The sequence below is a fragment of the Streptomyces sp. NPDC007875 genome, from assembly GCF_042868035.1.
Taxonomy (GTDB): domain Bacteria; phylum Actinomycetota; class Actinomycetes; order Streptomycetales; family Streptomycetaceae; genus Streptomyces; species Streptomyces antimycoticus.
Window position 1 is genome coordinate 80,514 of record NZ_JBIADZ010000016.1, and the last position, 24,228, is coordinate 104,741.

Below are 24,228 nucleotides of genomic sequence, written 5' to 3' on the forward strand. Positions count from 1 at the left end.
CACCGGCCCCTCGTCGCGCGCCCGTCCGGCGGCTCCCCGCCGGACGGGCGCGCGGTGCGTCTCCCCGCCGCGTACGGTCCTTGTCGCCCTCGCACACCGCCCCGACGTCCTCATATACCTCGGACGGCCCTCATGTACCGCGTGCGGGTCCCGGGCCGTCAGTGCCGGGTGCCCGAGGCGCGGGTGCGGAAGCCGGCCGGGGTCTCGCCCGCCCGGCGGCGGAAGAACTTGGTGAAGACGGTGGCATCCGGGAAGCCGAGCCGCTCGCCGATGGCCGTGGCGGACAGATCGGTGTGCACCAGCAGCCGCTTGGCCTCGAGCAGCACCCGGTCGTCGATGAACCGCTTGGCGCCGCATCCGGCGGTGGCGCGGGTGGCACGGGTCAGGGTGCGGACGCTGTAGCCCAGCCGGGCCGCGTAGTCCTCGACCCGGTGGCTGCGGGTGTAGTCGCGCTCCACGGCCTGCTGGAAGCGGCGGAACGCCTCGCCGGCCGCCGTGTCCCCGCTCTGGGCGCCGGGCAGATGGGCGAGCCGCAGCACGAGGACCGCGACGAGGTGGCGCACCACCTCGACATGCGCCTCCAGCGGCCCGGACACCGTCCGGTACTCGCTCTCCAGGAGGTCCAGGACGCCGCGGACGGCCTCGGCGTCGACGCCTTCGGGAACCACCAGCGGGGACCGCGACGCGGGCCGGTCCAGCCGGGCGACCACGGCGGTGGCGGTGGCGAGATAGCCGGGCGGGAAGAGCACGGCGGCGCCCTCCGCGGCGCCGAGCGGGGAGTGGAACTGGTGGATCTGCCCGGGGCGTGCCCACATCCAGCCGCCCTCGGTCAGCTCGTGCTCGGTGAAGTCCACCGAGCAGCGCAGCACCCCGGAGCGCACGGTGATCAGCTGGTGGAAGGCGAGCCGCATCGGTGCGTGGACATCGAGGCCATGGCTCCGGGCACGGGCGGCCAGCCCGGGGAAATCCAGGACGGCCGCTCCCGGCGGGGCTCCCACGGAGGGCCGGAACGGAACCTCGGTGACATCACGGTGTCCGTTTGTGTCCATAGCGCGTCCTCAGTGTACGGCTGGTGTGCCCTGGTCCGCATCTAGCGTGGAGTGCGTTGCGATGAACGGGTGACCGAAAGAGTCCCCGGATCACCGCTTTCCTTCCACCGACCGCAGCCGAGGGAGCGCGCCACCGTGCGATTGATCGTGGGCATGACAGGAGCAACGGGTGCCGTGTTCGGCGTCCGTCTGCTGGAGACGCTGGCCGAGCTGCCCGGGGTGGAGACCCATCTGGTGCTCAGCCGCTGGGCGCGCGCCACGATCGAGCTGGAGACCGGCCGGTCCGCCCGCGAGGTGGCCGAGCTCGCCGAGGTGACGCACTCCCCCGAGGACCAGGGCGCCACCATCTCCTCCGGCTCCTTCCGCACCGACGGCATGGTCATCGCGCCGTGCTCGATGAAGACCCTCGCCGGGATCCGCGCCGGATACGCCGACGGTCTGGTGGGCCGCGCCGCGGACGTAGTCCTCAAGGAGCGGCGCAGGCTCGTCCTCGTACCGAGGGAGACCCCGCTCAGCGAGATCCACCTCGAGAACATGCTGGCGCTCTCCCGGATGGGCGTGCGGATGGTCCCGCCCATGCCCGCCTTCTACAACCACCCCCGGTCGGTGGACGACATCGTCGACCACCTCACTGCCCGCCTCCTCGACCAGTTCGATCTGCCCGCACCCGCCGCCAAGCGGTGGGAGGGCATGCGCGCCGCCCGCGGCCCGAAGCCCACCGCCGCCTGATCCCCCGCCCCGCCCCCACTTGGAGTTCCCATGGCCTACGACGACTTCCGCGCCTTTCTCGACACCCTCCGGGAGGAGGGTCAACTGCTGCACATCGCCGACGAGGTGATGCCGGAGCCGGACATCGCCGCCGCGGCGAACGCCGCCCCGCGCCTGGGCGGCCACGCCCCCGCCCTGTACTTCGACAACATCAAGGGCTTCACCGAAGCGCGGATCGCGCTCAATGTGCACGGCTCCTGGGCCAATCACGCGCTCGCGCTCGGCCTGCCCAAGGAGACCGGTACCAAGGAGCAGGTCGAGGAGTTCATCCGCCGCTGGGACACCTTCCCGGTCGCCCCCGAGTGGCGCGAGAACCCGCTGTGGGCCGAGAACACCCTGGAGGGCGAGGACGCCGACATCTTCCGGGTGCTTCCGCTGATCCGGCTCAACGACGGCGACGGCGGCTTCTACATCGACAAGGCCGCCGTGGTCTCCAAGGACCCCGCCGACCCCGAGCACAGCGGCAAGCAGAACGTCGGCATCTACCGCATCGAGGTCAAGGGCAGGCGGACGCTCGCCATCCAGCCGGTGCCGATGCATGACATCGCCCAGCATCTGCACACCGCCGAGGAGCGGGGCGAGGACCTGCCCGTGGCCATCACGCTCGGCAACGAGCCGGTGATCTCCATCGTGGCGTCCACCCCGATGGAGTACGAACAGAACGAGTACGAGCTGGCCGGCGCCCTGCGCGGCGCTCCCGCCCCGCTCTCCCGGGCCCCGCTCACCGGGCTGCCCGTGCCGTGGGGCAGCGAGGTGGTCATCGAGGGTGTCATCGAGGGCCGCAAGCGGGAGATCGAGGGGCCGTTCGGCGAGTTCACCGGCCACTACTCCGGCGGCCGGAACATGCCCGTGATCCGCATCGACCGGATCTCGTACCGCACCGCCCCCGTCTTCGAACACCTCTACCTCGGCATGCCGTGGACCGAGGTGGACTATCTGATCGCCGCCAACACCTGTGTGCCGCTGTACAAGCAGCTGCGCCGCGACTTCCCCGAGGTCCAGGCGGTCAACGCGATGTACACCCACGGGCTGGTCGTCATCGTGTCCACCAAGAAGCGCTACGGCGGTTTCGCCAAGGCCGTCGGCATGCGGGTGCTGACCACTCCGCACGGCCTCGGCTACGCGGCCACCGTGATCGTGGTGGACGAGGACGTCGACCCGTTCAACCTCCCCCAGGTGATGTGGGCGCTGTCCACGAAGATGAACCCGGCCGGCGATCTGGTCCAGATCCCCAACCTGTCGGTGCTGGAGCTGGCCCCGCAGGCCGTCACCCCCGGAATCACCGACAAGCTCATCCTCGACGCCACCACCCCCGTCGCCCCCGACCGCCGCGGCACCTACGGCACCCAGGTGCGCGATCTGCCCGAGACGGCCGAGTGGCTGGCCCGGCTGCAGAAGCTCACCGCCGCCCGCTGACCACACCACCCCACACCACGGAAGGACTTCGGATGTCCGACACCATGCCCCTGTGCCCGCGCTGTGCCCACGAGACGATCGAGCACATCACCGGCTCCCCCGTCCCCGGCGTCTGGGAGGTGCTCCAGTGCGGGCGGTGCCTGTACATGTGGCGCACCACCGAGCCCGCACGGCGCACCCGGCGCGACGCCTACCCCGAGGAGTTCATGCTGACGCCCGAGGACATCGGCACCGCGCCGGAGGTCCCGGCCGTTCCGCCGCTGCGTATGCCCGGCGCCGGGGCGGCTACCAGGTGACGGGGAGTTCGTAGACTCCGTAGATCACCGCGTCGTACTTGAAGGGGATGTCCGCCAGGTCCGTCGCCATCCGCAGGGTGGGGACGCGGCGGAGCAGGGTGGGGTAGACCACCTGGAGTTCCATCCGGGCCAGCGGCTGGCCGAGGCAGTGATGGGTGCCCACGCCGAACGCCTGATGGTGGCGGGCGTCCCGGCCGATGTCCAGCCGGTCCGGCTCGGGGAAGACGGCCGGGTCCCGGTTGGCCAGTTCGCCGAGGAGGATCACCCCTTCACCGGCCCGGATGGTCCGGTCGGCGATCTCGATATCCTCCAGCGCCGTCCGGCGGCGTCCGAGGTGGACGACGCTGAGGTAGCGCAGGAGTTCCTCCACCGCGGAGGCGATCACCTTGGGGTCGTCGGCCTCGCGGACGCGGGCGAGCTGTTCGGGGTGCTGGAGCAGCAGCAGCGTCCCCATGGTGATCATGTTGGCCGTGGTCTCGTGCCCGCCGAGGAGCAGCAGCACGCCCATCGCGGCGGCCTCGCGGCGGGTCAGCTCGCCCGCCGCGATCTGCCGGCCGAGGCCGGAGAGCAGGTCGTCACCCGGCTTGGCGAGCTTCTCCCCGACCAACTGGTCCAGGTACTCGTAGAGGTTGGTGTGCGCGGCGCTCCGGTCCTCGGGTGTGGCCACGGCGGAGACGAGGACCTTGCCGTTCGTCTTCCGGTGAGCTCTGTCGCGGTCACTTTAAAGCGCGTGAATTAAGCAAAGCAACTCCAGATACATCGGACCTGTCGTCGCCCCCCTTTGGGGTGATAGAGGCAACTAGCTGTGAAATCTTCCCTAGCCTCTCGGCCACATCTCCAGCCATTCCCTCCCCAACCGTTGACCCCATCCGATGTTTCTCCTACGTTGCGGTCGAATCCCAACCGGGGAGGCTGTAGATGAGATCCGCGCTCAGGCGCATATCCGTGGTCGCCGCCGCAGCGGCGGTCCTGACCGCGCTGCCGGGCGCCGCATCGGCCGAAGGACGGCACCAGGGGCGCACGTATCACGTCGCCACCTGGGGTGCCGACCGCGACAGCGGCAGCTCGCTCCATCCGTTCCACACCATCGGCCGCTGCACCGAACAGGTCCGGCCCGGGGACACCTGCCTGATCCACCGCGGCCGCTACCAGGAGCGCGTCGCCCCGCCCTCGGGCACCAAGGACGCTCCGATCACCCTCGCCGCGTACGGCGACGGCGCGGTCACGGTGGACGGGACGAGGACCGTCACCGGCTGGCGGGACGCGGGCGGTGGTCTGGTGGCCGCCGATGTGGACCTTCCGCTCGACAACAGCGAGAACGCGCTGTTCCTGGACGGGGAGCGCGCCATGGAGGGCCGCTGGCCCAACTCCGGCTCCGATCCGCTCAATCCGTCCTGGGCGGTGGCCGAGCGCTCCTCCACCGATCAGCACATCGACGACCCGGATCTGCCGGACGGCGACTTCACCGGCGCCACCGTCCATCTATGGGCCGGATCCAACCCATGGAGCCAGCAGACCGGCACGGTGACCGCCGCCAGGGCCGGGGCGCTGGACTTCACCGGTGGCAACTACCGCTGCACCCCGCTGTGCATGGGCGACCAGACCTACCGCAACTACTACCTGGTGGGTGCCAAGGCCACGCTCGACCAGCCCGGTGAGTGGTACTACGACAAGGACGCGGGCCGCCTCTATCTGGTCCCGCCCCAGGGCGGCATCGCGGGCCACACCGTGACCGCGAAGCACGAGAGCTGGGGCGTGGACCTCTCGCACAGCTCGCATGTCACCGTGCGCGGCCTCGGCCTGCGGGGCACGTCGCTGCGCACCGGCGCGGACAGCACCGGTGTGCTGGTCGAGGGGCTCCGGGCGCGCTACATCTCGGAGTTCTCCACGCTCCCCATGCCGCGCGACGACGAGTTGGCCATCCCGCCCGGCGAAGGCCACATCGTCGCCTCGCGGGTGCTGAACTCCGGTGTCCAGATCCTCGGCAACGGCAACACCCTGCGCGACAGCGACATCGGCTACTCCGCCGGTACGGGGGTGCTGCTGCGCGGCAGCGGCAACACCGTCACCGGCAACTACATCCACGACGTGGGCTGGATGGGCAGCTACACCCCCGGTATCGAGATCAACGGCAGCGGCCAGACCGTCACCCACAACACCATCCGCCGCACCGGCCGCGCGAGCATCGACACCGCCTGGCAGCTGAACGGCGTGCCCTTCCACGACAACCGGATCGCCTACAACGACCTCTCCGAGGCGATGCGCACCTCACGTGACGGCAGCCCGTTCTATGTCTGCTGCAACCTGGACGCCAAGGGCACCAGCGTCGACCACAACACCGTTCATGACGCGGACGGCCAGGTCGGCTACTACATCGACAACTCCTCCAGCCAGTTCCTGCTGCACCACAACGTGGCCTACAACACCGGCACCCGAGGCACCTTCTTCAACGGCCACAGCAGCGTGAGCCTCGGCAACCGCGACCACAACTCCTCGTACGGCACGGGCATTTCCACCGCCGCCGTCCGGCTGAGCGGCGCGACCGACGCCACGGGCACGTATGTGAGCAACGACGTGGCGCTCACGCCGATGGAGATCTCCGGCCCCGGCGATCCGGCCCCGGTCGTACGGAACAACCTGCTGCCGCCCACGGATCCGCGCTACACCGACGCGCGCAACGGCGAGCTGTGGCCACGCGCGGGCTCTCCCGCCATCGACGCGGGTGAGATGGTGGACGGGGTGACCGGCGAGGTCCGGGGCGATGGGCCGGACCAGGGCGCGTATGAATACGGGGCGCCCATCTGGTCGTCCGGCTGCCGGCTGCCGGGCTGTGAGACCCGGGTCCGCAACGACGGCTGGAAGGCGACCGCCTCGGGGGGCGGCGATGCCTCGGCCGCCGTCGACGGGGTCCAGACCACCCAGTGGAAGGGAAGCGCTCCCCAGTCCCCCGGTCAGTCGCTCACCGTCGATCTGGGCACCGTGAAGACCTTCGGCCGGGTGGCGATCGACGCGGGGTTGGACGCCACCGGGCACCCTTATGGCTTCACCGTCTCGGTCAGCCGCGACGGTGACCACTGGGGCACGCCGGTGGCCCGGGTCGGTGGCCGCTCCTTCACCCAGGACGCGGTCTTCCCGCAGCACACCGCCCGCTACCTGCGGATCGAGCTGACGGCGCCGGGCGAGAACCCCTGGGCGGTGAACGAGATCCGGCTCTACGCCGACGGCCCCGACGCGGCCGCCACCTTGCAGGCGGAGCGCGCCGAGGTGGTCCGGGGCGCCGAGCGCGGCGAGGCGGCCACCTCGGTCCTCGGGCAGGGGGGCGCGATCGGCTTCCGGGGGGTGCGGTTCGGTGCGGGCGCGGACACGCTCACGGTGCGGCTGGCGTCCGGCGGCTGCGGGGACTGCGCCCTGCGACTGCGCCTGGACTCCCCGGACGGACCGGTGGCGGCCACGCTTCCGGTGCGCGGCGGCACGGACAGCTGGCGGGAGCTTTCGGTACGTCTCCCCCGCGCGGTGACCGGCTCCCATGACGTCTATCTCGTCGCCACGGGCGGCCACCGGGTGGCCGCCGTCGACTGGCTGACCCTGCGTCAGGCGGGCTAGACGCGTCAGATGTGTCAGAGGGGACGAGGTGGGGGCGCGGCCGCTCCCTGGCGCACCGCGCCCCCACCTCCGTCCGCAGCGCGATGAACTCCGGCAGCCCCCGGGTGGCGATCTGGTCGCGGTCGGCGGGCAGCGCCACCGGCAGATCCGCCCGCACCCGGCCCGGGCCCGAAGCCAGCACCACCACCCGGTCCGCCACATAGACACTTTCGTCGATGTCATGGGTGACCAGCACAATCGTCATCCCCTCGGCCCGGTGCAACCGCAGCAGCAGATCCTCCAGATCCTCCCGCGTCTGGGCGTCCAGCGCGCCGAAGGGCTCGTCCATCAGCAGCAGCGCGGGCCGGGCGGCCAGTGCGCGGGCGAGGGCGACGCGCTGCTGCATCCCGCCCGAGAGCTGCCAGGGGTGGCGGCGGGCGGCGTCGGCCAGGCCCACCTGTTCCAGCATGGCCACCGCCGCCGCGTGGCGTTCCGCGCGGGCCAGTCCGCGCCGCCGCAGCGGAAGGGCCACGTTCTCCCGTACCGAGAGCCAGGGGAAGAGGGAGCGGCTGTAGTCCTGGAAGACGACACCGAGCCGGTCCGGGACGCCGTTCACCACCTCCCCGTCCAGGGTGATCCGCCCGGTGGAGGGGCGGACGAGACCCGCGGCACAGCGCAGCAGGGTGGACTTGCCGCAGCCGGAGGGGCCGACGAGGGTGAGCAACTGTCCTTCGGGGACGGTGAGTTCGATGTCCTGGAGCACATCGGGGCCGTCGCCGTAGCGGTGGCTGAGGTGGTCGATCCGCAGCATCTCCGCCTCACCGGGCCCAGGGCTCGTACGCCGGGGAGTCGTCGGCGGGGACCCGGATCTGGAGCAGCACCGGGCCGTCGTCACGGCCGAGAGCGAAGGCCCGGTCGAGGGCCTTGGGAAGCTCGTCGGGCCGCTCCACCCGGTCGGCCGGGCAGCCGAAGGACCCGGCGAGCGCGGCGAAGTCGATGCCGCCGATCTCGGTGCCCGGCACGGGTGTGATGCCGATGCGGCGGCCCAGCGCCTTGACCGCACCGTAGCCGCCGTTGTCGAGCAGGAGGTAGGTCACCGGGGCGCGGTGCCGGGCCGCGGTCCACAGGGCCTGCACCGAGTAGAGCGCCGAGCCGTCGCCGACCACGCACACCACCCGTTCGCCGTCCGCGAGGGCGCGTCCGACCGCGAGCGGCAGCCCCCAGCCGAGCGCGCCGCTGCCGGTGGTGAGGAAGCGGCCCGCGCCGCTGATGGGGAGGCGGGCGTGGAGGGCGTCGCGGTGGCTGGGAGTCTCCTCCACCAGCACGGTGTCCCGGGGCAGCCGCTCGCGGAGCAGCTCCATCACCAGCTCGGGGGAGATCTCCTCGGCCGAGGCGGGCAGCGGCTGGAGGGCGGGCCGCACCTCTGGCGCGGGCCGATCGGAGGGCTGGACGAGATCGGCGAGGGTGCGCAGGGCGGGGCGGAGGGTGGTCACGATGCTGGTGCCCACGGGGAGCCACGCGGCCTGCGCGGGGTCGCAGTCGAGGTGGTAGAGCTCGGTACCGTCGGCGAGCGGCGGGCCCTCGGTGTGCACGTGGTAGGTGAACAGCGGGGCCCCTAGCGCGACCACCACATCGTAGGGGGCCAGCCGCTCCGCCAGCTGGTCGGCGACGGGCGGCAGAAAACCCTGGAAGAGCGGGTGGCGTTCGTCGAAGCCGGAGCGTCCGGAGAGCGGGCTGATCCACACCGCGGCCCGCAGGCGTTCGGCCAGTTCGGCCACTTCGCGTACGGCGTGCTCGTCGTCCACACCCGGCCCGGCGACCAGCGCGGGGCGGGCCGCGGCGTCGAGTGCGCGGGCGAGACCGGCCAGCGCGCCGGGGTCGGCGGTGTAGCCGCCGTGGACGGTGCGCGGGGCGACCGGCTCGGCGGGGCGGTCCCAGTCGTCCTCCGGTACGGAGAGGAAGACCGGGCCCCGGGGGTGGCTCATGGCGATCCGGTGGGCCTCGGCGAGCGCGGCGGGCACATCGGCGGCCCGCTCCGGCTGCCTGCTGAACTTCACATACGGGCGCGGGAACCGGGCCGGTTCGTCGGCGCCGAGGAAGGGCCGCAGCGGGAGCAGCGCACGGGACTGCTGGCCGGCGATGATCACCACCGGCACCCGATCGCGGTAGGCGTTGAACACCGCACCCAGGGAGTGGCCGACGCCCCCGGCGGAGTGCAGGCTGACCAGCGCCGCCCGCCCGGTGCCCAGGGCGTGGCCCGCGGCCATGGCGACGGCGGTCGACTCCTGCAGTCCGAGCACATAGCGGAAGTCCTCGGGCCAGTCGCGGAACATCCGCAGTTCGGTGGAGCCGGGATTGCCGAAGACGGTCGTCATGCCGGTGGCGCGGCACAGTGCCAGCACCGCGTCGCGGACCGTGCTGGTCGGAGGGTGGGCGGGGGGCGCGGCCATGGGGCCACCTCCTCGGCTGGGTGCGGGGGCGGGTCCTGCGTACGGGTCGTCAGGAGCGGTGCGCGGCACGGTGTCTGCCGAGGGCCATGCGTTCGACGGTGAGCAGCACGCTGTTGAGCAGATGGCCGAGCGCGCCGAGCAGCACCATCACCGCCCACACCGTGAGCAGATCGGAGCGGGTCTGGGCGTCGGTGAGCTGGAAACCTATGCCGTCGGCGGTGCCGGGCAGCAGCTCCGAGAACACCATCAGGATCAGCGAGAGCGACAGGCTCAGCCGCAGCCCCGCGAAGATGCGCGGAAGCGCGGCGGGCAGATACAGCAGCACGATCCGCTCGGCGGGCCGCATCTGCACGGTGGCGGCGACGTCCAGCCGCAGCGGGTCGATTCCGCGGACCCCCTCGGCCGTGTTGATCAGTACGGGCCAGATGGCGCCGAAGACGATCGAGGCGAGCTGCATCGGCGTGCCGAGGTCGAAGACGACGACGAAGACGGGCACCAGCGCGGGCGGGGGCACGGCGCGGGCGAACTGCAGCACCGGGTCGCACAGCGCGTACAGGGTGCGCGAGCGGCCCAAGGCGAGCCCCAGCACGATGCCACCGGCCGCGGCGAGGGCGAATCCGGCGAGCACCCGCCCGAGGCTGGGCAGCAGATCGCGGACCGCCGCGTCGGTGAGGAACGCCCGTCCGGCGGGGCCGGAGAACCACAGGTGATAGCCGTGCTCGACGATCCGGGCGGGGGTCGGGAAGAACACACTGCCGTGGGCCCGCGCGGCGAGCTGCCACAGCACCACCGCCACCACCGGTACGCCGAGGCGCAGCGCGAGCGTCCGGGGCAGCCGCCGGACGGTGCGGAGCGAGGTGGCCTGCGCGGTCATGTGCGGCTCCCCCGGTGCTCGGGCGCCCAGGGGAACAACCGCCGTTCGACCGCGGTGAGGGCCAGATTGACGACGAGGCCGAGCGCTCCCGCCCACACCACACCGGCCAGCACATCGCGGGTGCCGTCGGTGGCCATGCCCGCCTGGGCGATGAAGGTGCCCAGCCCCTCGCCGAATCCGGCCAGGATCTCGCTGGCCACGGCGAGGATCAGGGCGGTGGCCGCCGCGATGCGCACCCCGGTGGCGATGAACGGGGCTGCCGAGGGCAGCCCGGCCCTCAGCAGGACGGCGAGCCGCCCGAAGCCGAAGGCGCGCAGCGTGTCCTTGGCCAGCGGATCGGTCTCGCCGAGCCCGTAGACGGTGTTGAACAGCACGGGCCAGACACAGGCGTAGGTGACGAGGGCGATCGTCGTCTCGCTGCCGGCGCCGAGCAGCAGTGACACCAACGGGATCAGGGCCACCGACGGCACCGGGCGCAGGAACTCGATCAGCACCCGCGCGGCCTGCCCGGCCGCCGGCACACTGCCCAGCAGCAGCCCGAGGGGGATCGCGAGGGCGCAGGCCAGGGCGAGCCCGGTGGCCCATGCCTCGAGGGTGGCGCCGACGCCGTTCAGGAAGGCGGTGTCGCCGCCGAGTTCGACGGCCCGTACCAGCACCTCGGAGGCGGGCGGCAGGAACGCGCGCCGCACCATCCCGGAACGGCTGAGGGCCTCGCAGGCGCCGAAGGCCACGAGCACGCCGACGGCCCCGAGCAGCGCGTCCCTGGCCCGCCCGGTGCGCTTCCGCCTGGCCGTCGCGGGGCTCACCTGGCGGGCTGGTAGAGGACGGCGGCGGGGTCCAGGTCCTTGGTCAGCAGCTTCTGCGCCCGCATCAGGGAGATGAGCCGCTTCAGCTGGGCGGCGCTGGAAGTGGCCGGGTAGTCGGGCAGGCCGATGGTGGCGGCCTCCGCCGGCTTGATCTTCGTATAGCCGGGCAGCACCTTCTCCACGGCGCCGCGGTCCTTGGCGGCGACGGCCTGGGCGGCGGTGATGGCACGCTGGAACGCGGCAGCGGACTTGGGGTACTTGTCGATGAACTGGTCGGTGGTGACATAACCGCTGAGCGGCAGTCCGGCGGTGGGTGCCGCGTTGCCGTCGATCACGGTACGCGCCTTCAGCTCGCGTTTGAGCGCGGTGACGAACGGCTCGGCGGCATGCACCGCGTCCACCTGGCCCCGCTCCAGCACCGAGCCCATCTGCGGGAACGGGACCTGCCGGTACTCGGGCAGCCCTGCCCCGGCCTTGCCGAGGACGGCGTTGAGGGTGAGCGACTGGATGTTGTTGAGGATGTTGACCGCGATCTTCTTGCCCTTGAGGTCCCGTGGCCCCTTGATCTTGGAGTCGGAGGGCACCAGCACATCCATCATGTGCGGGGCGTTGCGCGCGCCCTCGGCCAGCACCCGAGTGTCCAGGGTGCCCTTCTCGCGGGCCTGGAGGAACGTCACGAAGTTGGCGCCGCCGATGACGTCCACCTGGCCGTGGGCGAGCGCGGGCAGCGCCTGGACGCTCTGCTGGACCGGCTGGACGCGGACGTTCAGCCCCTCCTTCTCGAAGAGCCCCCGATCGATGGCGATGTGCAGCGCGGCCACATCGGCGAGCGGCAGTCCGGCGACCGTGATCGTCTTCTTCTCCGGCCCGCCCCGGGCCCCGGACTCCTCCTCGGAGCCGCCGCATCCGGCGAGAAGTACCGCGGTGACCGTGGCGGTCGCGGCCAACTTCGCCGGGCGGAAGCGCAGTTGGTCTCTCATGGCATTTCACGATAGGGGTCGTCAGCTGTTCACACCATGGTCGGGAACACCTCGTCGAACAGGTCGAGCATGGCCCGCCAGGCCCGTTCGGCGGAGGCCCGGTGGTAGCCGATGCCCGGGCGGGCCGAGGGATCGGGGTCGAGGTCCGGGTGGGTGAAGCTGTGCAGGGCGCCGCCGTGGATGGTCATGCGCCAGTCCACCCCGGCGGCCCGCATCTCCTCCTCGAAGGCCAGGCGCTGCTCGACCGGGATGATCGGATCCTCCGACCCCACGCAGACCAGGACCTTGCCGGTGATGTTGGCGGCGTCCTCGGGGCGGGTGGTCGTCAGACTGGGGTGGAAGCCGACCACGGCCTTGAGGTCCGCGCCCCCGCGGGCGAGTTCGAGGGCCATGGTGCCGCCCAGGCAGTAGCCGATGGCGGCGAGCCGCGAGGTATCGGCCCTGGGCTCGGCGGTCAGCACGGCGAGCCCGGCTCCGGTGAGGGCACGCATGCGGTCGGGGTCGGCGAGCAGCTCGTCGACCCGGGCGAACATCTCCTCGCGGTCCTCGATGAACCGACCGCCGCCGTGGTAGTCGAGGGCGAAGGCGACATAGCCGAGTTCGGCGAGCCGGTCGGCGCGCTCGCGCTGGTGATCGGTGAGGCCGGGGCCCTCATGGGCGATCAGCACGGCGGGGCGCCGGCCCGTTCCCCCGGGCAGCGCCAGATGGCCCACCATGGTCGTGCCGTCCACGGGGTATTCGATTCGCCTGGTCGTCACCATCGCCGCGCTCCCTTGTCCTCGACCGTGTTCTTGGGCGTTCATGGGCTCTTGGGGGTTCTCGGGCCTTCTTGGGCGCCGAGCCGGATGGGGGGAAGCTAACAGCGGCGGCGCGCCGGGCCCGTGCTTCTTCGCCCGCGGCCGATTCGGTCTGCCGACAGCGAAGGCGAACGCGGCGACCAGGCGGTGCCCGACCGCTACTTCACCCTCGTCCCGCCCGTGTGAGTCGCGTTCCGGCGAGTCGGCACCCCTCGGCCCGCGCCGCGGGGTGAAACCATGGCCGGAAGGTAACCACGAGCGAGGGAGCCGTGAATGAACAGCGCCGATCTGCTGGCCGACGCCTTTGAGCGGGTGCGCGAGGAGGTGCAGGCGGCCGTGGACGGGCTCTCCGAGGACGAGCTGGCCGTACGGCTCGACAGCGGGGCCAATTCGATCGCCTGGCTGGTGTGGCATCTGACCCGGGTCCAGGACGACCACATCGCCGACGCGGCGGGCACCGAGCAGCTGTGGACGTCCGAGGGCTGGGCCGAGCGGTTCGGTCTGCCGTTCCCGCCGGACGCCACCGGCTACGGCCACCGGAGCAAGGACGTGGCGGCGGTGCGGGCGGACGCCGAGTTGCTCGCCGGGTACTACGACGCCGTCCACGAGAACACGCTGGCCTTCGTGCGCGGCCTCCGCGACGCCGATCTCGACCGGATCGTGGACGAGCGGTGGACCCCGGCGGTGACCCTCGGCGTACGGCTGGTCAGCGTGATCGGGGACGATCTGGAGCACGCCGGGCAGGCGGCGTTCATCCGCGGCGCGATCCGCAGGCGCTAGCGCGGAATCACGGAGAACGGGGGCCGTCATATCGCTCGCATTGACATGCAGGCAATCGCCTGCATAACGTGCGGTGTGAGCTCAGAGATGGACAAGGTCTTCAAGGCGCTGGCCGACCAGACCCGGCGGTATCTGCTGGACATGCTGCATGAGCACAACGGCCAGACGCTGGGCGAGCTGTGCCGGCGGCTGGAGATGACCCGCCAGTCCGCGACCCAGCATCTGGCCGTCCTGGAGGCCGCCAATCTGGTCAGCACGGTGCGGCGGGGCCGCGAAAAACTCCATTACCTCAACCCCGTCCCCCTCCATGAGATCCAGGAGCGCTGGATCGACAAGTTCGAGCGCCCGCGGCTGCGCGCGCTGAGCTTGGTGAGACGACAAGCCGAGAAAGCGATGGAAGCGATGGCCGACAAGCCCGCGTTCGTGTACGTCATCTATATCGAGAGCACACCGGAGAAGGTCTGGCACGCGCTGACCGACGCCGATCTCACGGCCGAGTACTGGGGCCACAGCAATGTGTCGGACTGGCAGGTCGGCTCCCCGTGGGAGCATCAGCGGACGGACGGCTCCGGCACCGCCGATGTCGTCGGCACGGTCGTGGAGAGCGCACCGCCCACCCGGCTGGTGACCACCTGGGCCGCGCCCGACGCGGATGGCGCCGCCGAGCCCTCCCGGGTCACCTTCGACATCCAGCCGCACGGCGACATCGTCCGGCTCACCGTGACCCATGAGAACCTGGCCGACGAGGCCGAGCGGACCGCGGCGGCCGGTGGCTGGGCCGCGGTGCTGTCCAACCTGAAGTCGCTGATCGAGACGGGGAGTCCACTGCCGCAGCAGCCCTGGCTGATCCCTCAGTGAACCTCGGTCACCGTGGGACGTGGGGGCTCACCGCGCGGCCCCACCGTCCCGTACCGTGATCCCCAAGGCGTCGGCGAGCATCGGCGCCAGCTCCATCAGCTGCCCGCTGCCGATGGTGGCGCCACGCAGCGCGTCATAGCCATCGCCGATCTCCAGCCGGGTGGCCCCTCGCAGATCGACCTTCGCCATCCGCGCCTTGCCGAACCGCACGTCCTCCAGCGCCGACCCCGGAAACGCCACCTCCGTCAGCCCCGCACCGCCGAGGTCGACATCACGCAGCAGACAGTCCACGAAGGTGACGTTCCGCAGCGTGGCGGTGCGCAGATTCACCGATTCCAGCTTGCACCGGTGGAAGACCACCCGGTGCAGCCGCGCGGAGAACATTTCGAGGCCGGCCAGCACACAGCCGCTGAGCTCGCCGTCCAGCCAGTCGGTGTCCGCCAGATCGGTGCCGACCCACCGCACACCGTCCAGCCACACCTCATTGAACCGGGCCCCGCGACCACGGCCCCCGGTGAAGGTCACCGAGGAGAACGCGGATTCGAGGAACCGGGCGTTGTCGCAGGTGGCCCCGTCGAACGCGTCGCCGTCCAGATGAACGGTGTCGTAGTCGCCCCCTTCCGCCAAGACCCCGTCGAACGGCCGCAGATGGTCGGCGAAGGGCAGATCGGCGAGTTCACGGGGGGACGGCGCCATGCGGGGCTCACTTTCCTGAGAGGGCGGACGGCGTGCGGGGGCGATCCTGCCATCCGGGTCGGACATCCCCGCGGGGACCGACTGACACCGGAGAGGATGACGTACGCCGTACGGGGCACTCCACGGTGCGCTTACCCGACTTTCTCCGGCATTCCTCCGTTAAATCTGATCGTCAGATATATCGCTCTGCGACCCCACACGGAGGAATCCATGCAGATCGCGAAGAAGGCCGCCCTGCTGGCCGCCACCGCCGGCACCCTCGTGCTCCTCGGCACCGGCACCGCAGCCGCCTACGGCAACGGCGGCGGCTCCGACAGAGGCGCCGACGTTCCCACCAGCGTCAATCTGTCCAGCTTCATCTTCCAGAGCAACGACTGCGACACCTCCACCGGCACCACCCTCTCCACCGCTGCCGCCGCTCCGAGCGGCGAGATCGAGATCGGCAGCACCTGCATCAACTCCATTGGTGGATGACCTCTGCGACACCTCGGCGGCCACGGTCGCCGAACCAGAAGGCTCCCCTCATCGCTCCGGCGATGGGGGGAGCTTTCTCTTCGGATCGAATGGTGCGCCGAACGGGTCACTCTTCGGTGCGCTTACCTGACTTTCCCCGCACCTTCTCCGTTAAATCTGATCGTCAGATATATCGCTCTGCGACCCCACACGGAGGAATCCATGCAGATCGCGAAGAAGGCCGCCCTGCTGGCCGCCACCGCCGGCACCCTCGTGCTCCTCGGCACCGGCACCGCCACCGCCCAGGGCTACGGCAGCAGCGCCGATGTTCCCACCACCTTCAACCTGTCCAGCTTCATCTTCCAGAGCAACGACTGTGACACCAACACCGGCACCACCACCTCCACCGGCGCAGCCGCCCCGAGCGGTGACCTGGAGATCGGCAGCACCTGCGCCAACCTGATCGGCGGGTAACGTCGGGAAACATCACGGCGGCCACGGTCGCCGGCCCTTGCGCTCCCCTCCGCCCTCCGGGGCGAGGGGAGCGCGCCCTTACCGCCGCACCTGGATCAGCGCATGGGCGCCGCTGGTGCGCCAGTGGTCCTCATGCGCGTCCAGCGCGGCCACGGTCCGCTCGTCGAGGCCGACGATGACATCCGACTTCAGGGTGCGCAGCGCGGCCACCGGGCCGGGGAAGTACGCGGTGCGGTCGGCGAAGGAGGTGGTCGGGGGCCACAGCCGGTCGCCGACGAGGCGGCGGTAGTTCAGATCGCCCTTGAAGACGGTGAGCGTGGCCTCGGCGAACTCGCTCCGCAGATCGCCGGGCATCTCCTGGTACGGCAGCGGGGCGCGGAAGAAGTCATGCGCCCGCACGACGAGCCGCCCGTCGCCCATGGCGGCCCAGAGCCGTCTGCCGGTTCCGGCCGCGGCACCCTCCGCCCGCAGCAGACGGCGCAGACAGTCGACGACATCCTCGGTGGTGGCGTCGGAGACGTAGTACGGATACGGCTTCACCTGCAGCACCACCCGCTCGGCGCGCCCGTGGTGGAGCACATGGTCGATGAGGACGAGGTCGGGGAGCAGCTCCCGCCCGGCATTGTCCGCCACCACGCACAGCGTGGCCGGGGAGCCGGCGGGCAGCAGGGACCACAGCGCCTCGGAGTCGTCCGCGACCAGCGGCGGGGTGTCGGCGCCGCTCGCGTCCGCGGCCGATGAGGAAATGCGGAAGCCCAGGTCCGCGCGGTTGCCCCACAGCGAGCCGTGCACCAGCGCGTCGGCCTGTTCCCCGGCGGGTTTGCGCAGGATGTCATCGAGGGTGGCCAGTTCGGCCTCGGCCTCAGGGGTGTGCAGCTCGGCCTGTTTGAAGGGGCGGAACGGGTCGATGCCCCGCCAGGGGCCGTCGGCGAAGTAGCCCACGGCTTCCAGGAGCCTGCGGTAGAAGTAGCTCTCCGCCCACAGGAACGGCACGTCGAACCAGGACCGGCCAAAGTGCTCCCGGCCCCACTCCGCCCACCGGTCGTGGTCGTACGCGGTGGGCGGGAGCGGGGTGATGGTGCCCTCGGCGGCGTTGTCGCGCAGCGCGTCGAGGGCGCGGTGCTGCCCGGGACCGTACGGGAAGGCGTCGCGCACCTTCTCGATCAGTGCGGGATGGCGCTCGGCCAGCACACTCCGGGCGAACGATCCGGGTTCATCGCTACGGATCACGGGCGCGTCGACGGTGTCGGACATGGCAGCCAGGGTCGCACACCGCACGGTGGCGAGGAGGGGATCACCAGTGCGCGGGGCGGGCGAGGGACGGCGGCAGCCGGGTGGCGGCGTCGCCCTTGGCCGCGGCCAACTGGGCCTGGGTGAGGAAGATGGCGCCCCGGAGGTCGGCCGCGCCCAGGTCGGCGTCGCGGAAGTCGGCCCCGATCAGATCGGCCGCGGTCAGATCGGCGCGGGTGAGGTCCGCCGCGATGAGGCGGGCCCCGCGGAGGTTGGCGCCCCGCAGATCGGCTTCCCTCAGGTCGGCGCCGATGAGATCGGCTCCCCTGCGGTTCTTCTTCTTGCCCGGGATCCGGGCCCGTATCAGCTCGCTCGTCCGCAGCAGCAGCTGATTGACCCGGTCGCGATGGGCCGCCACGTCGAGTTCCATCAGCTCGGAGGCGCTCCCGTGGGTGAGGCGCTCCGTCTCCCGCAACGCCCGGCGCACCGCGCCGTGGACGGGCCGGGCGGCCGGCAGGGTCAGGGCCTCGGTGAGGTACCAGAGCAGCTCATGGAGGTGGCGCATGGTGGGCAGGACCGCGAACATCTCGGAGGCCGTCCCGGGGTGCGCCCGCCAGTCGCGGCCCTCGAAGGTGAGCTGGGAGACCTTCTGCCCGGCGCCGAAGCAGTCGTAGACCGTGCAGCCCTTGAAGCCCTCTTCCCGCAGCCGGGAGTGGATACCGCAGCGGAAGTCGGACCGGAGGTTACGGCAGGGCTCCCCCGCGCCCTTGCCGATGGCGAAGTCCGCGGAGGCGGCGAAGGGCAGGGCGACACAGCACAGCCCGAAGCAGCTGCCGCAGTCGGCCCGCAGGGCGGTGCGCTCCGCGGCGGCCGGGCCGGAGGAGGGGGTTTCGGTCGGATGTGACACCGTGCGTGGTCTCCCGCTTGGACAAGAGCACCGCGATGCGGGCGGTGCTCGGTTGCGCTCCATTGTCGCAAGCGGGCTCAGCCGGGAATGATCAGGTCGATTCCATAGGCGGCGATCGCCAGGCAGGCGGCGAAACACACCACCGCCGCGGCCACCGCCACCGTGTCCGAACGACCGCGGCGCGCCCCGTGGCGCGGTACGCCGCCACCGGCGCGGGCCCAGGCGGCGACGCCGAGGGAGAACATCACGACCACCAGAACGGTGACCCCGAGGCTGACCCCGAAGACCCCGCCGATCGTGCCCCAGGTGGTGCCCATACGGATCAACTCCTCACGGCGGTCGTATCCGGGTCAGACGGTTCTGTCCAGGGTGCGCTCGGCGGGCTCGGGGACGCCCGGCTCGTTCACGTTGTCCGGATTCACCGGGCGCCGGCGCGAGAGCGCGTAGAAGGCCACCGCCGCGGCCACGGCGATGCCCGCCACCAGGGCCACCCCCGCGTTGCCCCGGCCCGCCACCCAGGCCGCGACACCTCCCACGGCCGCCGCCGCGGGCAGGGTCAGCAGCCAGGACACGGCGATCCGCCCGGCGATCCCCCAGCGCACATGGGCCAGCTTGCGGCCGAGGCCGGCCCCCAGGATGCTGCCCGTGCACACCTGGGTGGTGGAGAGGGGGAAGCCCAGATGCGAGGAGGCCAGGATCACCGCGGTGGCGCTGGTCTCGGCGGCGAAGCCCTGCGGGGGCTGGATGTCGGTCAGCCCCTTCCCCATGGTCCGGATGATCCGCCACCCGCCGACATAGGTGCCGAGCGAGATCGCCAGGCCCGCGGCGAGCACCACCCACCACGGGGGCCCTGAGCCGTGGCCGAGCGCACCGCCGGCGATGAGGGTGAGGGTGATGACCCCCATCGTCTTCTGCGCGTCATTGGTGCCGTGAGCGAGGGCCACCAGGGAGGCGGATCCCACCTGGCCCGCGCGGAACCCCTTGCGTGCCGCGGAGACAGCCGCCCGACGGGTGATCACATAGGCGAGATAGGTCGCCAGCATGGCCACCGCACAGGCCACTATCGGTGAGGCGACCGCCGGAATCAGGATCTTCTCGATGATGGCGGCGAAGCGCACCGCGGATTCCCCGGCGCCCACCCACACCGCGCCGATCAGCCCGCCGAACAGGGCGTGCGAGGAACTCGACGGCAGCCCGGCGAGCCAGGTGATCAAATTCCACAGGATCGCCCCGATCAGTCCCGCGAAAATCATGACCGGGGAGACCTTGGCGTCGTCGACGATGCCATTGGAGATCGTCTTGGCCACTTCCGTGGAGAGAAAGGCCCCGGCCAGATTGAGCACCGCGGCGACGACGACGGCGATCCGGGGCGACAGCGCCCCCGTGGCGATGGACGTGGCCATCGAATTGGCGGTGTCGTGGAAGCCGTTGGTGAAGTCGAAGGCCAGTGCCGTGAGGATGACAGCCACCAGAAGGAAGGAGACGGAGTCCATTCCCGACCTCCCGCACCAGGAGTGGTCCGGCACGTCGCCGCGTCGGGCCGTCTCGTGAAGACCGCTGTCTGATGTCCACGCTAAGCGCGGCGTCAGGAGGGCGCCAACGCTGGCATCCGGCCCAACGACCGGGCCGGGTCGGCGCCATGGACACGGCGTCACCCGGCCGCGGTGCGCCGGCGACCGGCGCGGTGCGCTCCGCCCTCCCCCTCCCTCCCGCCGACCGGACGGCTCACCGGCAGCTCAGGGAGGCGCGGGCGTTGAGCGTGCGAACGTCGCTTCCCGTGCTGTCCCGGTAGGTGTCGGTGACGCGGGCGAGCTCCTCGGGGGTCCGCGCACCGGCCCGGTTCATGGCCCGGTTCGCCCGTACGACGGCCGCCGTCGCCTCGCGGCGCTCGGTCTCATAGCGGGCCAGCGCGGCCGGCACATCGTCCGTTCGCGCGAGTTCGCGGGCGAGGACGCGAGCGTCCACGACGGCCTGGGACGCGCCGTTGGCCCCCACCGGATACATCGGATGCGCGGCATCGCCGAGCAGGGTCACCCTGCCGCTCCCCCACCACGGCAGCGGCTCGCGGTCGACCATCGGGTATTCGAGGATCTCGCCGCTGTTCACCAGCAGACCGGGCACATCGAGCCAGCCGAGCCGCCAGTGGTCGAAGTACGGCAGCACATCGGCGAGCCGGCCCACCCGGTTCCAGGCCGCGTCCCCGGTGAGCGGCCCGGGCTCGGACACCCGCACCTGGCAGACCCAATTCACCCGGCCGCCGCCGATCGGATACGCGACCAGCTCGGCGTCCCCGTCGCGCACGATCACCATCGAGCGTCCGGTGAGAAACGGCGCGGCTCGCGTCGTGCCCCGCCACATCCGGATGCCCGACCACAGCAGCGGACCGTCCTGCGGGTGGAGCGCGGCGCGGACCGCGGAGTGCAGCCCGTCGGCGCCGATCAGCGCCCGGGCGGCGCTCTCCTCGACCGTCCGCGTCGCCCGGTCGAGGATGCGTACGCGCACACCGTCCCGCTCCGCCGGCCCCGCCCCTTCCGCGGAGTCGTCGAATCCCACGACCCGCGCCCCGGTGCGGACCGCGTCCGCGCCCAGGCGCTCGCGGACCGCCGCGAGGAGCAGCCGCTGCAGCTCCCCGCGGTGCACCGAATACTGCGGCCAGCGGTAGCCCTGGGCCATGCCCCGCGGTTCGGTGAAGATCCGGCGGCCGAACCGGTCGGCGTACACGTTCTCGGCGGTGGCCACACCGATGGCGGCGAGTTCGTCGCCCAGGCCGAGTTCGATGAGCTCGCGCACGGCGTGCGGCAGCAGGTTGATTCCGACGCCGAGTGGCCGGATCTCCCGGGCGCTCTCGACGACCGCCGTCCCGACACCGGCCGCGTGGAGGCTCAGGGCGGCGGCCAGCCCGCCGATCCCGGCCCCGGCGATGAGCACACTCATCACTCGGCTCCGGCCCCGGGGCGGATCTCGGGGCGGTCCATGATGCGCAGCCAGGTGCCGTCCGGCTGACGGCGGGCCACCTGCACCCGGCCGCCGGTGTGGTCGGCGGGGCGGGTCGAGGTGAGGGCCAGATCGCCGTAGCGGACGGTCGGCAGCGCCTCCTCCACCTGGAAGGGGCGCGGGGCGTGCGCCAGCATCCGCTCGCAGACGGCGCGGATCGCCTCCCGGCCGACGGTCGTGGCACCCGGCGGGTAGGCGAGCACCGCGTCGGGCTCGTAGAGCTCGGCCAGCCCCTCGGCGTCACCGGCGTTGGCACGTTCCACGAACAGCCGGGCCAGATCCTCGGGGGTGGTGGCGCGGGCACGGGTCTCGGTCATGGTCGACTCCTTTCGGCTGCCTTTCGACTGCCTTGTGGCCGTCTTTCGGCTGTCTCCACCCTCCGGCGGGCGCGATCAGAAGTCCAAGAGATGGTAAGTCTGGTTGCTAGAATCATTGGTTATGGAGCTGCGACAGCTTGAATACTTCGTGGCGGTGGCCGAGGAGCGGAACTTCACCCGGGCCGCGGAGAGGGTGCATGTGGCCCAGCCCGGGGTCAGCGCACAGATCCGCCGGCTGGAGCGCGAGCTGGGCGAGCAGCTGCTGGACCGGTCGGGCCGCTCGGTGCGGCTGACCGAGGCGGGCGCGGCGGTGCTCCCCTACGCACGGGCCGCGCTCGCGGCGGTGGAGGGCGCCCGGCTCGCGGTCGACGAGCTGACCGGACTGCTGCGCGGCCATGTGGCGGTCGGGACGGTCACCTCGCACAGCGTGGATCTGCCGGGGCTGCTGGCGGAGTTCCACGACGCCCACCCGGCGGTGGAGATCACCCTCACCGAGGCCACCTCGGACGAGCTGCTGGAGGGCCTGCGCACGGGACGGCTCGACGCGGCGATCGTCAGCGTGGGCGCCACGACCCCGGCCGGTGTCGAGCTGGAGGTGATCACGGACCAGCCGATCGTGGCCGCGGTCAGCCCGGGCCATGAGCTCGCCGTGCACTCGGCCATCTCGCTGGACACGCTGCGGGGCCGTGCGCTGATCAGCCTGCCGCGCGGCACGGGGCTGCGCACCCGGATCGACGAGGCGTGCGCGGCCGCCGGTTTCACTCCGCATATCGCCTTCGAGGCCAGCGATCCGGAGGTGCTGGCGCAGCTCGCCGAGCGGGGGCTGGGCGCGGCGATCCTGCCCGGCGCGTTCGCCGAGGCGCGGTCGGGCCGGCTGCGGTCGATCCGCATCGACCGGCCGGCCCTGCGCGGGCGGCTGGCCTTCGCCTGGCGGGCGGAGGGCCCGAGCGGCCCGGCCGGCCGGGCCTTGGTCGAGCGCGCCCGCACCGCCCTGGCGGGCTGAGCGTGCGCCACGTCCGCCACGTCGGCCCCCGACCGCGCCGCCGGGTAAGGACTCGTCTCCCCGCACACGCATGGCAGGCCCCATTGACAGCCCACCAGGGCAGATTCCAGAATTGCCGCATGATCAGGCACCGGTTCGACTCGACGGGACACCTTCGCGCCCCGGACCGGACCGGGTGTGAGCGCTCGGGCCTCTAACCGGGACTCTCCGCATCCCGCGGCCAACGCCCCCGCGCCCCCGAGGCCACGCCGGTCATTCCTCTGACGATCGCCGGTCATTCCCTTGCCGATCCGGACATCGTGACGACTGACGATCCGGATATCGCGACGATCCGGACGACGTTCCCGTGGTCCCCCTCGGCACGAGGGCATCTCCCCCCGCCTGCCCCCTGCCCGTTGTCACGTATGAGGAGACGCCATGACCGTTGTCGACACCACACCAGCGACGCTGCGCGAGGCCCCCATCCCGCCGGACGGGATGTACGAGGGCCAGCGCATCCTGCGGCGAGTGCCCGAGGGGTGGGAGGAGCGTCCGTACGAGCGGTTCGAGGTCGCGCCCCTCGGACGCGTCATCGGGGCCGAGATCCGCGGGCTGGACCTGTCCCGGCCGCTGGAGCCCGCGCTGCGCGAGGAGCTGAACCGGGCCCTGCTGGAGTGGAAGGTGCTCTTCTTCCGCGGCCAGCACCTCACCCCGGAGCGGCAGCGCGGCTTCGCGCGCCACTGGGGCGAGTTGGAGACCAATCCGCTGCTGGCCGCCGGTTCCAGCGAGGATGTCGTCCGCTTCGACAAGGGTTCCGGCGCCACGCCGACCTTCGAGAACATCTGGCACACCGACGTCACCTTCCGCACCCGGCCCGCGCTCGGCGCCGTGCTGCAGTTGCGCGAGGTGCCCCCGGTGGGCGGGGACACCCTGTGGGCGGACATGGCCGCGGCGTACGACAACCTCCCGGCGGAGGTGAAGGACCGCATCGACGGCGCCACCGCCGTCCACGACTTCATCCCCGGCTTCTCCCGCTTCTACGGGCCCGAGCGGCTGGCCCCGTTCCAGGAGATTTTCCCGCCGGTGGAGCATCCGGTCGTGCGCACCCATCCCGAGACCGGCCGGCGGATGCTCTTCGTCAACACCTCCTTCACCACCCGGATCACCGGGATGGAGCGGGAGGAGAGCGACCGGCTGCTGAGCTTTCTGTGCCGGCAGGCGCATGTCCCGGAGTACCAGGTGCGTTTCCACTGGCAGCCGGGCGACATCGCGTTCTGGGACAACCGCGCCACGCAGCACTACGCGGTCAATGACTACGCCCCGCATCGCAGGGTCGCCGAACGCGTCGCCATCGAGGGCGACCAGCCGTTCTGACCTCGGCCGGCAGGGACCCCGCTACGGCGATTTTCGGTCATCCGCGATGCCTGCGAAAGCCCGTGGAAGAGCCGTGGGAGGTCCCTGCAAGCTCCGTAGAAAGCGCGTACCCGGTGTCGCCTGGTTCCGGGCGGATGAAACGATG

At 71.6% G+C, this 24,228-nt stretch carries 23 protein-coding genes and 2 pseudogenes; 10 read left to right on the forward strand and 15 right to left on the reverse strand.

Annotation, left to right across the window (positions count from 1 at the left end; translation table 11 throughout):
* Positions 1–158: 158 nt before the first annotated feature.
* Positions 159–1,049, reverse strand: coding sequence for an AraC family transcriptional regulator (locus tag ACFYOY_RS29415; RefSeq protein WP_388590557.1), 891 nt, complete (start codon positions 1,047–1,049; stop codon positions 159–161).
* Positions 1,050–1,184: 135 nt separating this feature from the next.
* On the opposite strand from ACFYOY_RS29415, the gene ACFYOY_RS29420 reads away from it, so the two are divergent.
* From ACFYOY_RS29420 to ACFYOY_RS29430, 3 genes are read left to right on the forward strand one after another with little or no spacing between them, the layout of a single operon-like run.
* A complete protein-coding gene (locus ACFYOY_RS29420) occupies positions 1,185–1,778 on the forward strand; it encodes a non-oxidative hydroxyarylic acid decarboxylases subunit B (protein WP_351885420.1) in 594 nt (197 codons plus the stop codon).
* 30 nt (positions 1,779–1,808) lie between these two features.
* Complete coding sequence (locus tag ACFYOY_RS29425) at positions 1,809–3,233, forward strand: non-oxidative hydroxyarylic acid decarboxylases subunit C (protein WP_351885417.1); 1,425 nt, start codon at positions 1,809–1,811, stop codon at positions 3,231–3,233.
* A 32-nt stretch (positions 3,234–3,265) separates the two neighbouring features.
* Positions 3,266–3,529: a non-oxidative hydroxyarylic acid decarboxylases subunit D gene (locus ACFYOY_RS29430; protein ID WP_014058059.1), complete on the forward strand. Its 264-nt coding sequence runs from the start codon at positions 3,266–3,268 to the stop codon at positions 3,527–3,529.
* On the opposite strand, the pseudogene ACFYOY_RS29435 reads toward ACFYOY_RS29430, so the two are convergent.
* Positions 3,519–4,220, reverse strand: a pseudogene (locus ACFYOY_RS29435) (cytochrome P450); the annotation flags it as partial. The gene ACFYOY_RS29430 and the pseudogene ACFYOY_RS29435 sit on opposite strands and share 11 nt — an antisense overlap.
* 227 nt (positions 4,221–4,447) lie before the next feature.
* On the opposite strand from ACFYOY_RS29435, the gene ACFYOY_RS29440 reads away from it, so the two are divergent.
* Entirely contained in the window at positions 4,448–7,132 is a 2,685-nt protein-coding gene (locus ACFYOY_RS29440) for a discoidin domain-containing protein (protein WP_388590560.1), read from the forward strand.
* Between the two features lie 373 nt (positions 7,133–7,505).
* Here the strand turns inward: ACFYOY_RS29440 and ACFYOY_RS29445 are convergent.
* From ACFYOY_RS29445 to ACFYOY_RS29470, 6 genes and pseudogenes are all read right to left on the reverse strand, one after another.
* Positions 7,506–7,922: pseudogene (locus ACFYOY_RS29445) on the reverse strand (ABC transporter ATP-binding protein); the annotation flags it as partial.
* 7 nt (positions 7,923–7,929) lie between these two features.
* Complete coding sequence (gene mdlC / locus ACFYOY_RS29450; RefSeq protein ID WP_351885408.1) at positions 7,930–9,561, reverse strand: benzoylformate decarboxylase; 1,632 nt, start codon at positions 9,559–9,561, stop codon at positions 7,930–7,932.
* A gap of 49 nt (positions 9,562–9,610) precedes the next feature.
* On the reverse strand, positions 9,611–10,435 hold the full coding sequence (locus ACFYOY_RS29455) for an ABC transporter permease subunit (RefSeq protein WP_351885405.1): 825 nt from the start codon (positions 10,433–10,435) through the stop codon (positions 9,611–9,613).
* A complete protein-coding gene (locus tag ACFYOY_RS29460) occupies positions 10,432–11,241 on the reverse strand; it encodes an ABC transporter permease subunit (protein WP_351885402.1) in 810 nt (269 codons plus the stop codon). Before ACFYOY_RS29460 ends, ACFYOY_RS29455 begins: the two co-directional genes overlap by 4 nt.
* Positions 11,238–12,221: an ABC transporter substrate-binding protein gene (locus tag ACFYOY_RS29465; protein ID WP_351885399.1), complete on the reverse strand. Its 984-nt coding sequence runs from the start codon at positions 12,219–12,221 to the stop codon at positions 11,238–11,240. The genes ACFYOY_RS29460 and ACFYOY_RS29465 overlap by 4 nt, the downstream gene beginning before the upstream one ends.
* Positions 12,222–12,250: 29 nt before the next feature.
* Positions 12,251–12,982 (reverse strand): dienelactone hydrolase family protein, encoded by a 732-nt coding sequence (locus ACFYOY_RS29470; RefSeq protein ID WP_351885397.1) that lies wholly within the window; start codon positions 12,980–12,982, stop codon positions 12,251–12,253.
* A gap of 309 nt (positions 12,983–13,291) precedes the next feature.
* Between ACFYOY_RS29470 and ACFYOY_RS29475 the strand changes: the two genes are divergently transcribed.
* A complete protein-coding gene (locus ACFYOY_RS29475) occupies positions 13,292–13,798 on the forward strand; it encodes a DUF664 domain-containing protein (RefSeq protein WP_351885395.1) in 507 nt (168 codons plus the stop codon).
* An 87-nt stretch (positions 13,799–13,885) separates the two neighbouring features.
* Complete coding sequence (locus ACFYOY_RS29480; protein WP_351885610.1) at positions 13,886–14,656, forward strand: metalloregulator ArsR/SmtB family transcription factor; 771 nt, start codon at positions 13,886–13,888, stop codon at positions 14,654–14,656.
* 27 nt (positions 14,657–14,683) lie between these two features.
* Here ACFYOY_RS29480 and ACFYOY_RS29485 read toward each other — a convergent pair whose 3' ends face one another.
* The gene (locus tag ACFYOY_RS29485; RefSeq protein WP_351885392.1) at positions 14,684–15,352 is read right to left on the reverse strand and encodes a pentapeptide repeat-containing protein; all 669 of its coding nucleotides are present in this window, start codon (positions 15,350–15,352) and stop codon (positions 14,684–14,686) included.
* Between the two features lie 210 nt (positions 15,353–15,562).
* On the opposite strand from ACFYOY_RS29485, the gene ACFYOY_RS29490 reads away from it, so the two are divergent.
* Together ACFYOY_RS29490 and ACFYOY_RS29495 are read left to right on the forward strand one after the other, a co-directional pair.
* Positions 15,563–15,826, forward strand: coding sequence for a hypothetical protein (locus ACFYOY_RS29490; protein WP_351885389.1), 264 nt, complete (start codon positions 15,563–15,565; stop codon positions 15,824–15,826).
* A gap of 201 nt (positions 15,827–16,027) precedes the next feature.
* On the forward strand, positions 16,028–16,279 hold the full coding sequence (locus ACFYOY_RS29495; protein WP_351885386.1) for a hypothetical protein: 252 nt from the start codon (positions 16,028–16,030) through the stop codon (positions 16,277–16,279).
* Between the two features lie 78 nt (positions 16,280–16,357).
* On the opposite strand, the gene ACFYOY_RS29500 is transcribed toward ACFYOY_RS29495, so the two are convergent.
* From ACFYOY_RS29500 to ACFYOY_RS29525, 6 genes are all read right to left on the reverse strand, one after another.
* A complete protein-coding gene (locus tag ACFYOY_RS29500) occupies positions 16,358–17,533 on the reverse strand; it encodes a damage-control phosphatase ARMT1 family protein (RefSeq protein WP_351885383.1) in 1,176 nt (391 codons plus the stop codon).
* Between the two features lie 40 nt (positions 17,534–17,573).
* The gene (locus ACFYOY_RS29505; protein ID WP_351885380.1) at positions 17,574–18,416 is read right to left on the reverse strand and encodes a pentapeptide repeat-containing protein; all 843 of its coding nucleotides are present in this window, start codon (positions 18,414–18,416) and stop codon (positions 17,574–17,576) included.
* Between the two features lie 77 nt (positions 18,417–18,493).
* Positions 18,494–18,733 carry a hypothetical protein gene (locus tag ACFYOY_RS29510; protein WP_093469695.1) on the reverse strand — a complete coding sequence of 80 codons (240 nt, stop codon included), beginning with the start codon at positions 18,731–18,733 and terminating at the stop codon, positions 18,494–18,496.
* A 33-nt stretch (positions 18,734–18,766) separates the two neighbouring features.
* Entirely contained in the window at positions 18,767–19,909 is a 1,143-nt protein-coding gene (locus ACFYOY_RS29515) for an inorganic phosphate transporter (protein WP_351885377.1), read from the reverse strand.
* A gap of 232 nt (positions 19,910–20,141) precedes the next feature.
* Complete coding sequence (locus ACFYOY_RS29520; RefSeq protein WP_351885375.1) at positions 20,142–21,350, reverse strand: FAD-dependent monooxygenase; 1,209 nt, start codon at positions 21,348–21,350, stop codon at positions 20,142–20,144.
* Positions 21,350–21,727: a nuclear transport factor 2 family protein gene (locus ACFYOY_RS29525; protein ID WP_351885373.1), complete on the reverse strand. Its 378-nt coding sequence runs from the start codon at positions 21,725–21,727 to the stop codon at positions 21,350–21,352. Before ACFYOY_RS29525 ends, ACFYOY_RS29520 begins: the two co-directional genes overlap by 1 nt.
* A 121-nt stretch (positions 21,728–21,848) precedes the next feature.
* Here ACFYOY_RS29525 and ACFYOY_RS29530 point away from each other — a divergent pair, with 121 nt between their 5' ends.
* Both ACFYOY_RS29530 and ACFYOY_RS29535 read left to right on the forward strand, forming a co-directional pair.
* Positions 21,849–22,730: a LysR substrate-binding domain-containing protein gene (locus ACFYOY_RS29530; protein ID WP_351885370.1), complete on the forward strand. Its 882-nt coding sequence runs from the start codon at positions 21,849–21,851 to the stop codon at positions 22,728–22,730.
* A 417-nt stretch (positions 22,731–23,147) separates the two neighbouring features.
* The gene (locus tag ACFYOY_RS29535) at positions 23,148–24,083 is read left to right on the forward strand and encodes a TauD/TfdA family dioxygenase (RefSeq protein WP_351885367.1); all 936 of its coding nucleotides are present in this window, start codon (positions 23,148–23,150) and stop codon (positions 24,081–24,083) included.
* The last annotated feature ends 145 nt before the right edge of the window (positions 24,084–24,228 follow it).

Coding starts and splice junctions, on each gene's coding strand:
- ACFYOY_RS29415 (WP_388590557.1), bottom strand. CDS start 1,049: ATGGACACAAACGGACACCGTGATGTCACCGAGGTTCCGTTCCGGCCC.
- ACFYOY_RS29425 (WP_351885417.1), top strand. CDS start 1,809: ATGGCCTACGACGACTTCCGCGCCTTTCTCGACACCCTCCGGGAGGAG.
- ACFYOY_RS29430 (WP_014058059.1), top strand. CDS start 3,266: ATGTCCGACACCATGCCCCTGTGCCCGCGCTGTGCCCACGAGACGATC.
- ACFYOY_RS29440 (WP_388590560.1), top strand. CDS start 4,448: ATGAGATCCGCGCTCAGGCGCATATCCGTGGTCGCCGCCGCAGCGGCG.
- mdlC (WP_351885408.1), bottom strand. CDS start 9,561: ATGGCCGCGCCCCCCGCCCACCCTCCGACCAGCACGGTCCGCGACGCG.
- ACFYOY_RS29455 (WP_351885405.1), bottom strand. CDS start 10,435: ATGACCGCGCAGGCCACCTCGCTCCGCACCGTCCGGCGGCTGCCCCGG.
- ACFYOY_RS29465 (WP_351885399.1), bottom strand. CDS start 12,221: ATGAGAGACCAACTGCGCTTCCGCCCGGCGAAGTTGGCCGCGACCGCC.
- ACFYOY_RS29470 (WP_351885397.1), bottom strand. CDS start 12,982: ATGGTGACGACCAGGCGAATCGAATACCCCGTGGACGGCACGACCATG.
- ACFYOY_RS29475 (WP_351885395.1), top strand. CDS start 13,292: ATGAACAGCGCCGATCTGCTGGCCGACGCCTTTGAGCGGGTGCGCGAG.
- ACFYOY_RS29480 (WP_351885610.1), top strand. CDS start 13,886: ATGGACAAGGTCTTCAAGGCGCTGGCCGACCAGACCCGGCGGTATCTG.
- ACFYOY_RS29485 (WP_351885392.1), bottom strand. CDS start 15,352: ATGGCGCCGTCCCCCCGTGAACTCGCCGATCTGCCCTTCGCCGACCAT.
- ACFYOY_RS29490 (WP_351885389.1), top strand. CDS start 15,563: ATGCAGATCGCGAAGAAGGCCGCCCTGCTGGCCGCCACCGCCGGCACC.
- ACFYOY_RS29495 (WP_351885386.1), top strand. CDS start 16,028: ATGCAGATCGCGAAGAAGGCCGCCCTGCTGGCCGCCACCGCCGGCACC.
- ACFYOY_RS29500 (WP_351885383.1), bottom strand. CDS start 17,533: ATGTCCGACACCGTCGACGCGCCCGTGATCCGTAGCGATGAACCCGGA.
- ACFYOY_RS29510 (WP_093469695.1), bottom strand. CDS start 18,733: ATGGGCACCACCTGGGGCACGATCGGCGGGGTCTTCGGGGTCAGCCTC.
- ACFYOY_RS29515 (WP_351885377.1), bottom strand. CDS start 19,909: ATGGACTCCGTCTCCTTCCTTCTGGTGGCTGTCATCCTCACGGCACTG.
- ACFYOY_RS29520 (WP_351885375.1), bottom strand. CDS start 21,350: ATGAGTGTGCTCATCGCCGGGGCCGGGATCGGCGGGCTGGCCGCCGCC.
- ACFYOY_RS29525 (WP_351885373.1), bottom strand. CDS start 21,727: ATGACCGAGACCCGTGCCCGCGCCACCACCCCCGAGGATCTGGCCCGG.
- ACFYOY_RS29530 (WP_351885370.1), top strand. CDS start 21,849: ATGGAGCTGCGACAGCTTGAATACTTCGTGGCGGTGGCCGAGGAGCGG.
- ACFYOY_RS29535 (WP_351885367.1), top strand. CDS start 23,148: ATGACCGTTGTCGACACCACACCAGCGACGCTGCGCGAGGCCCCCATC.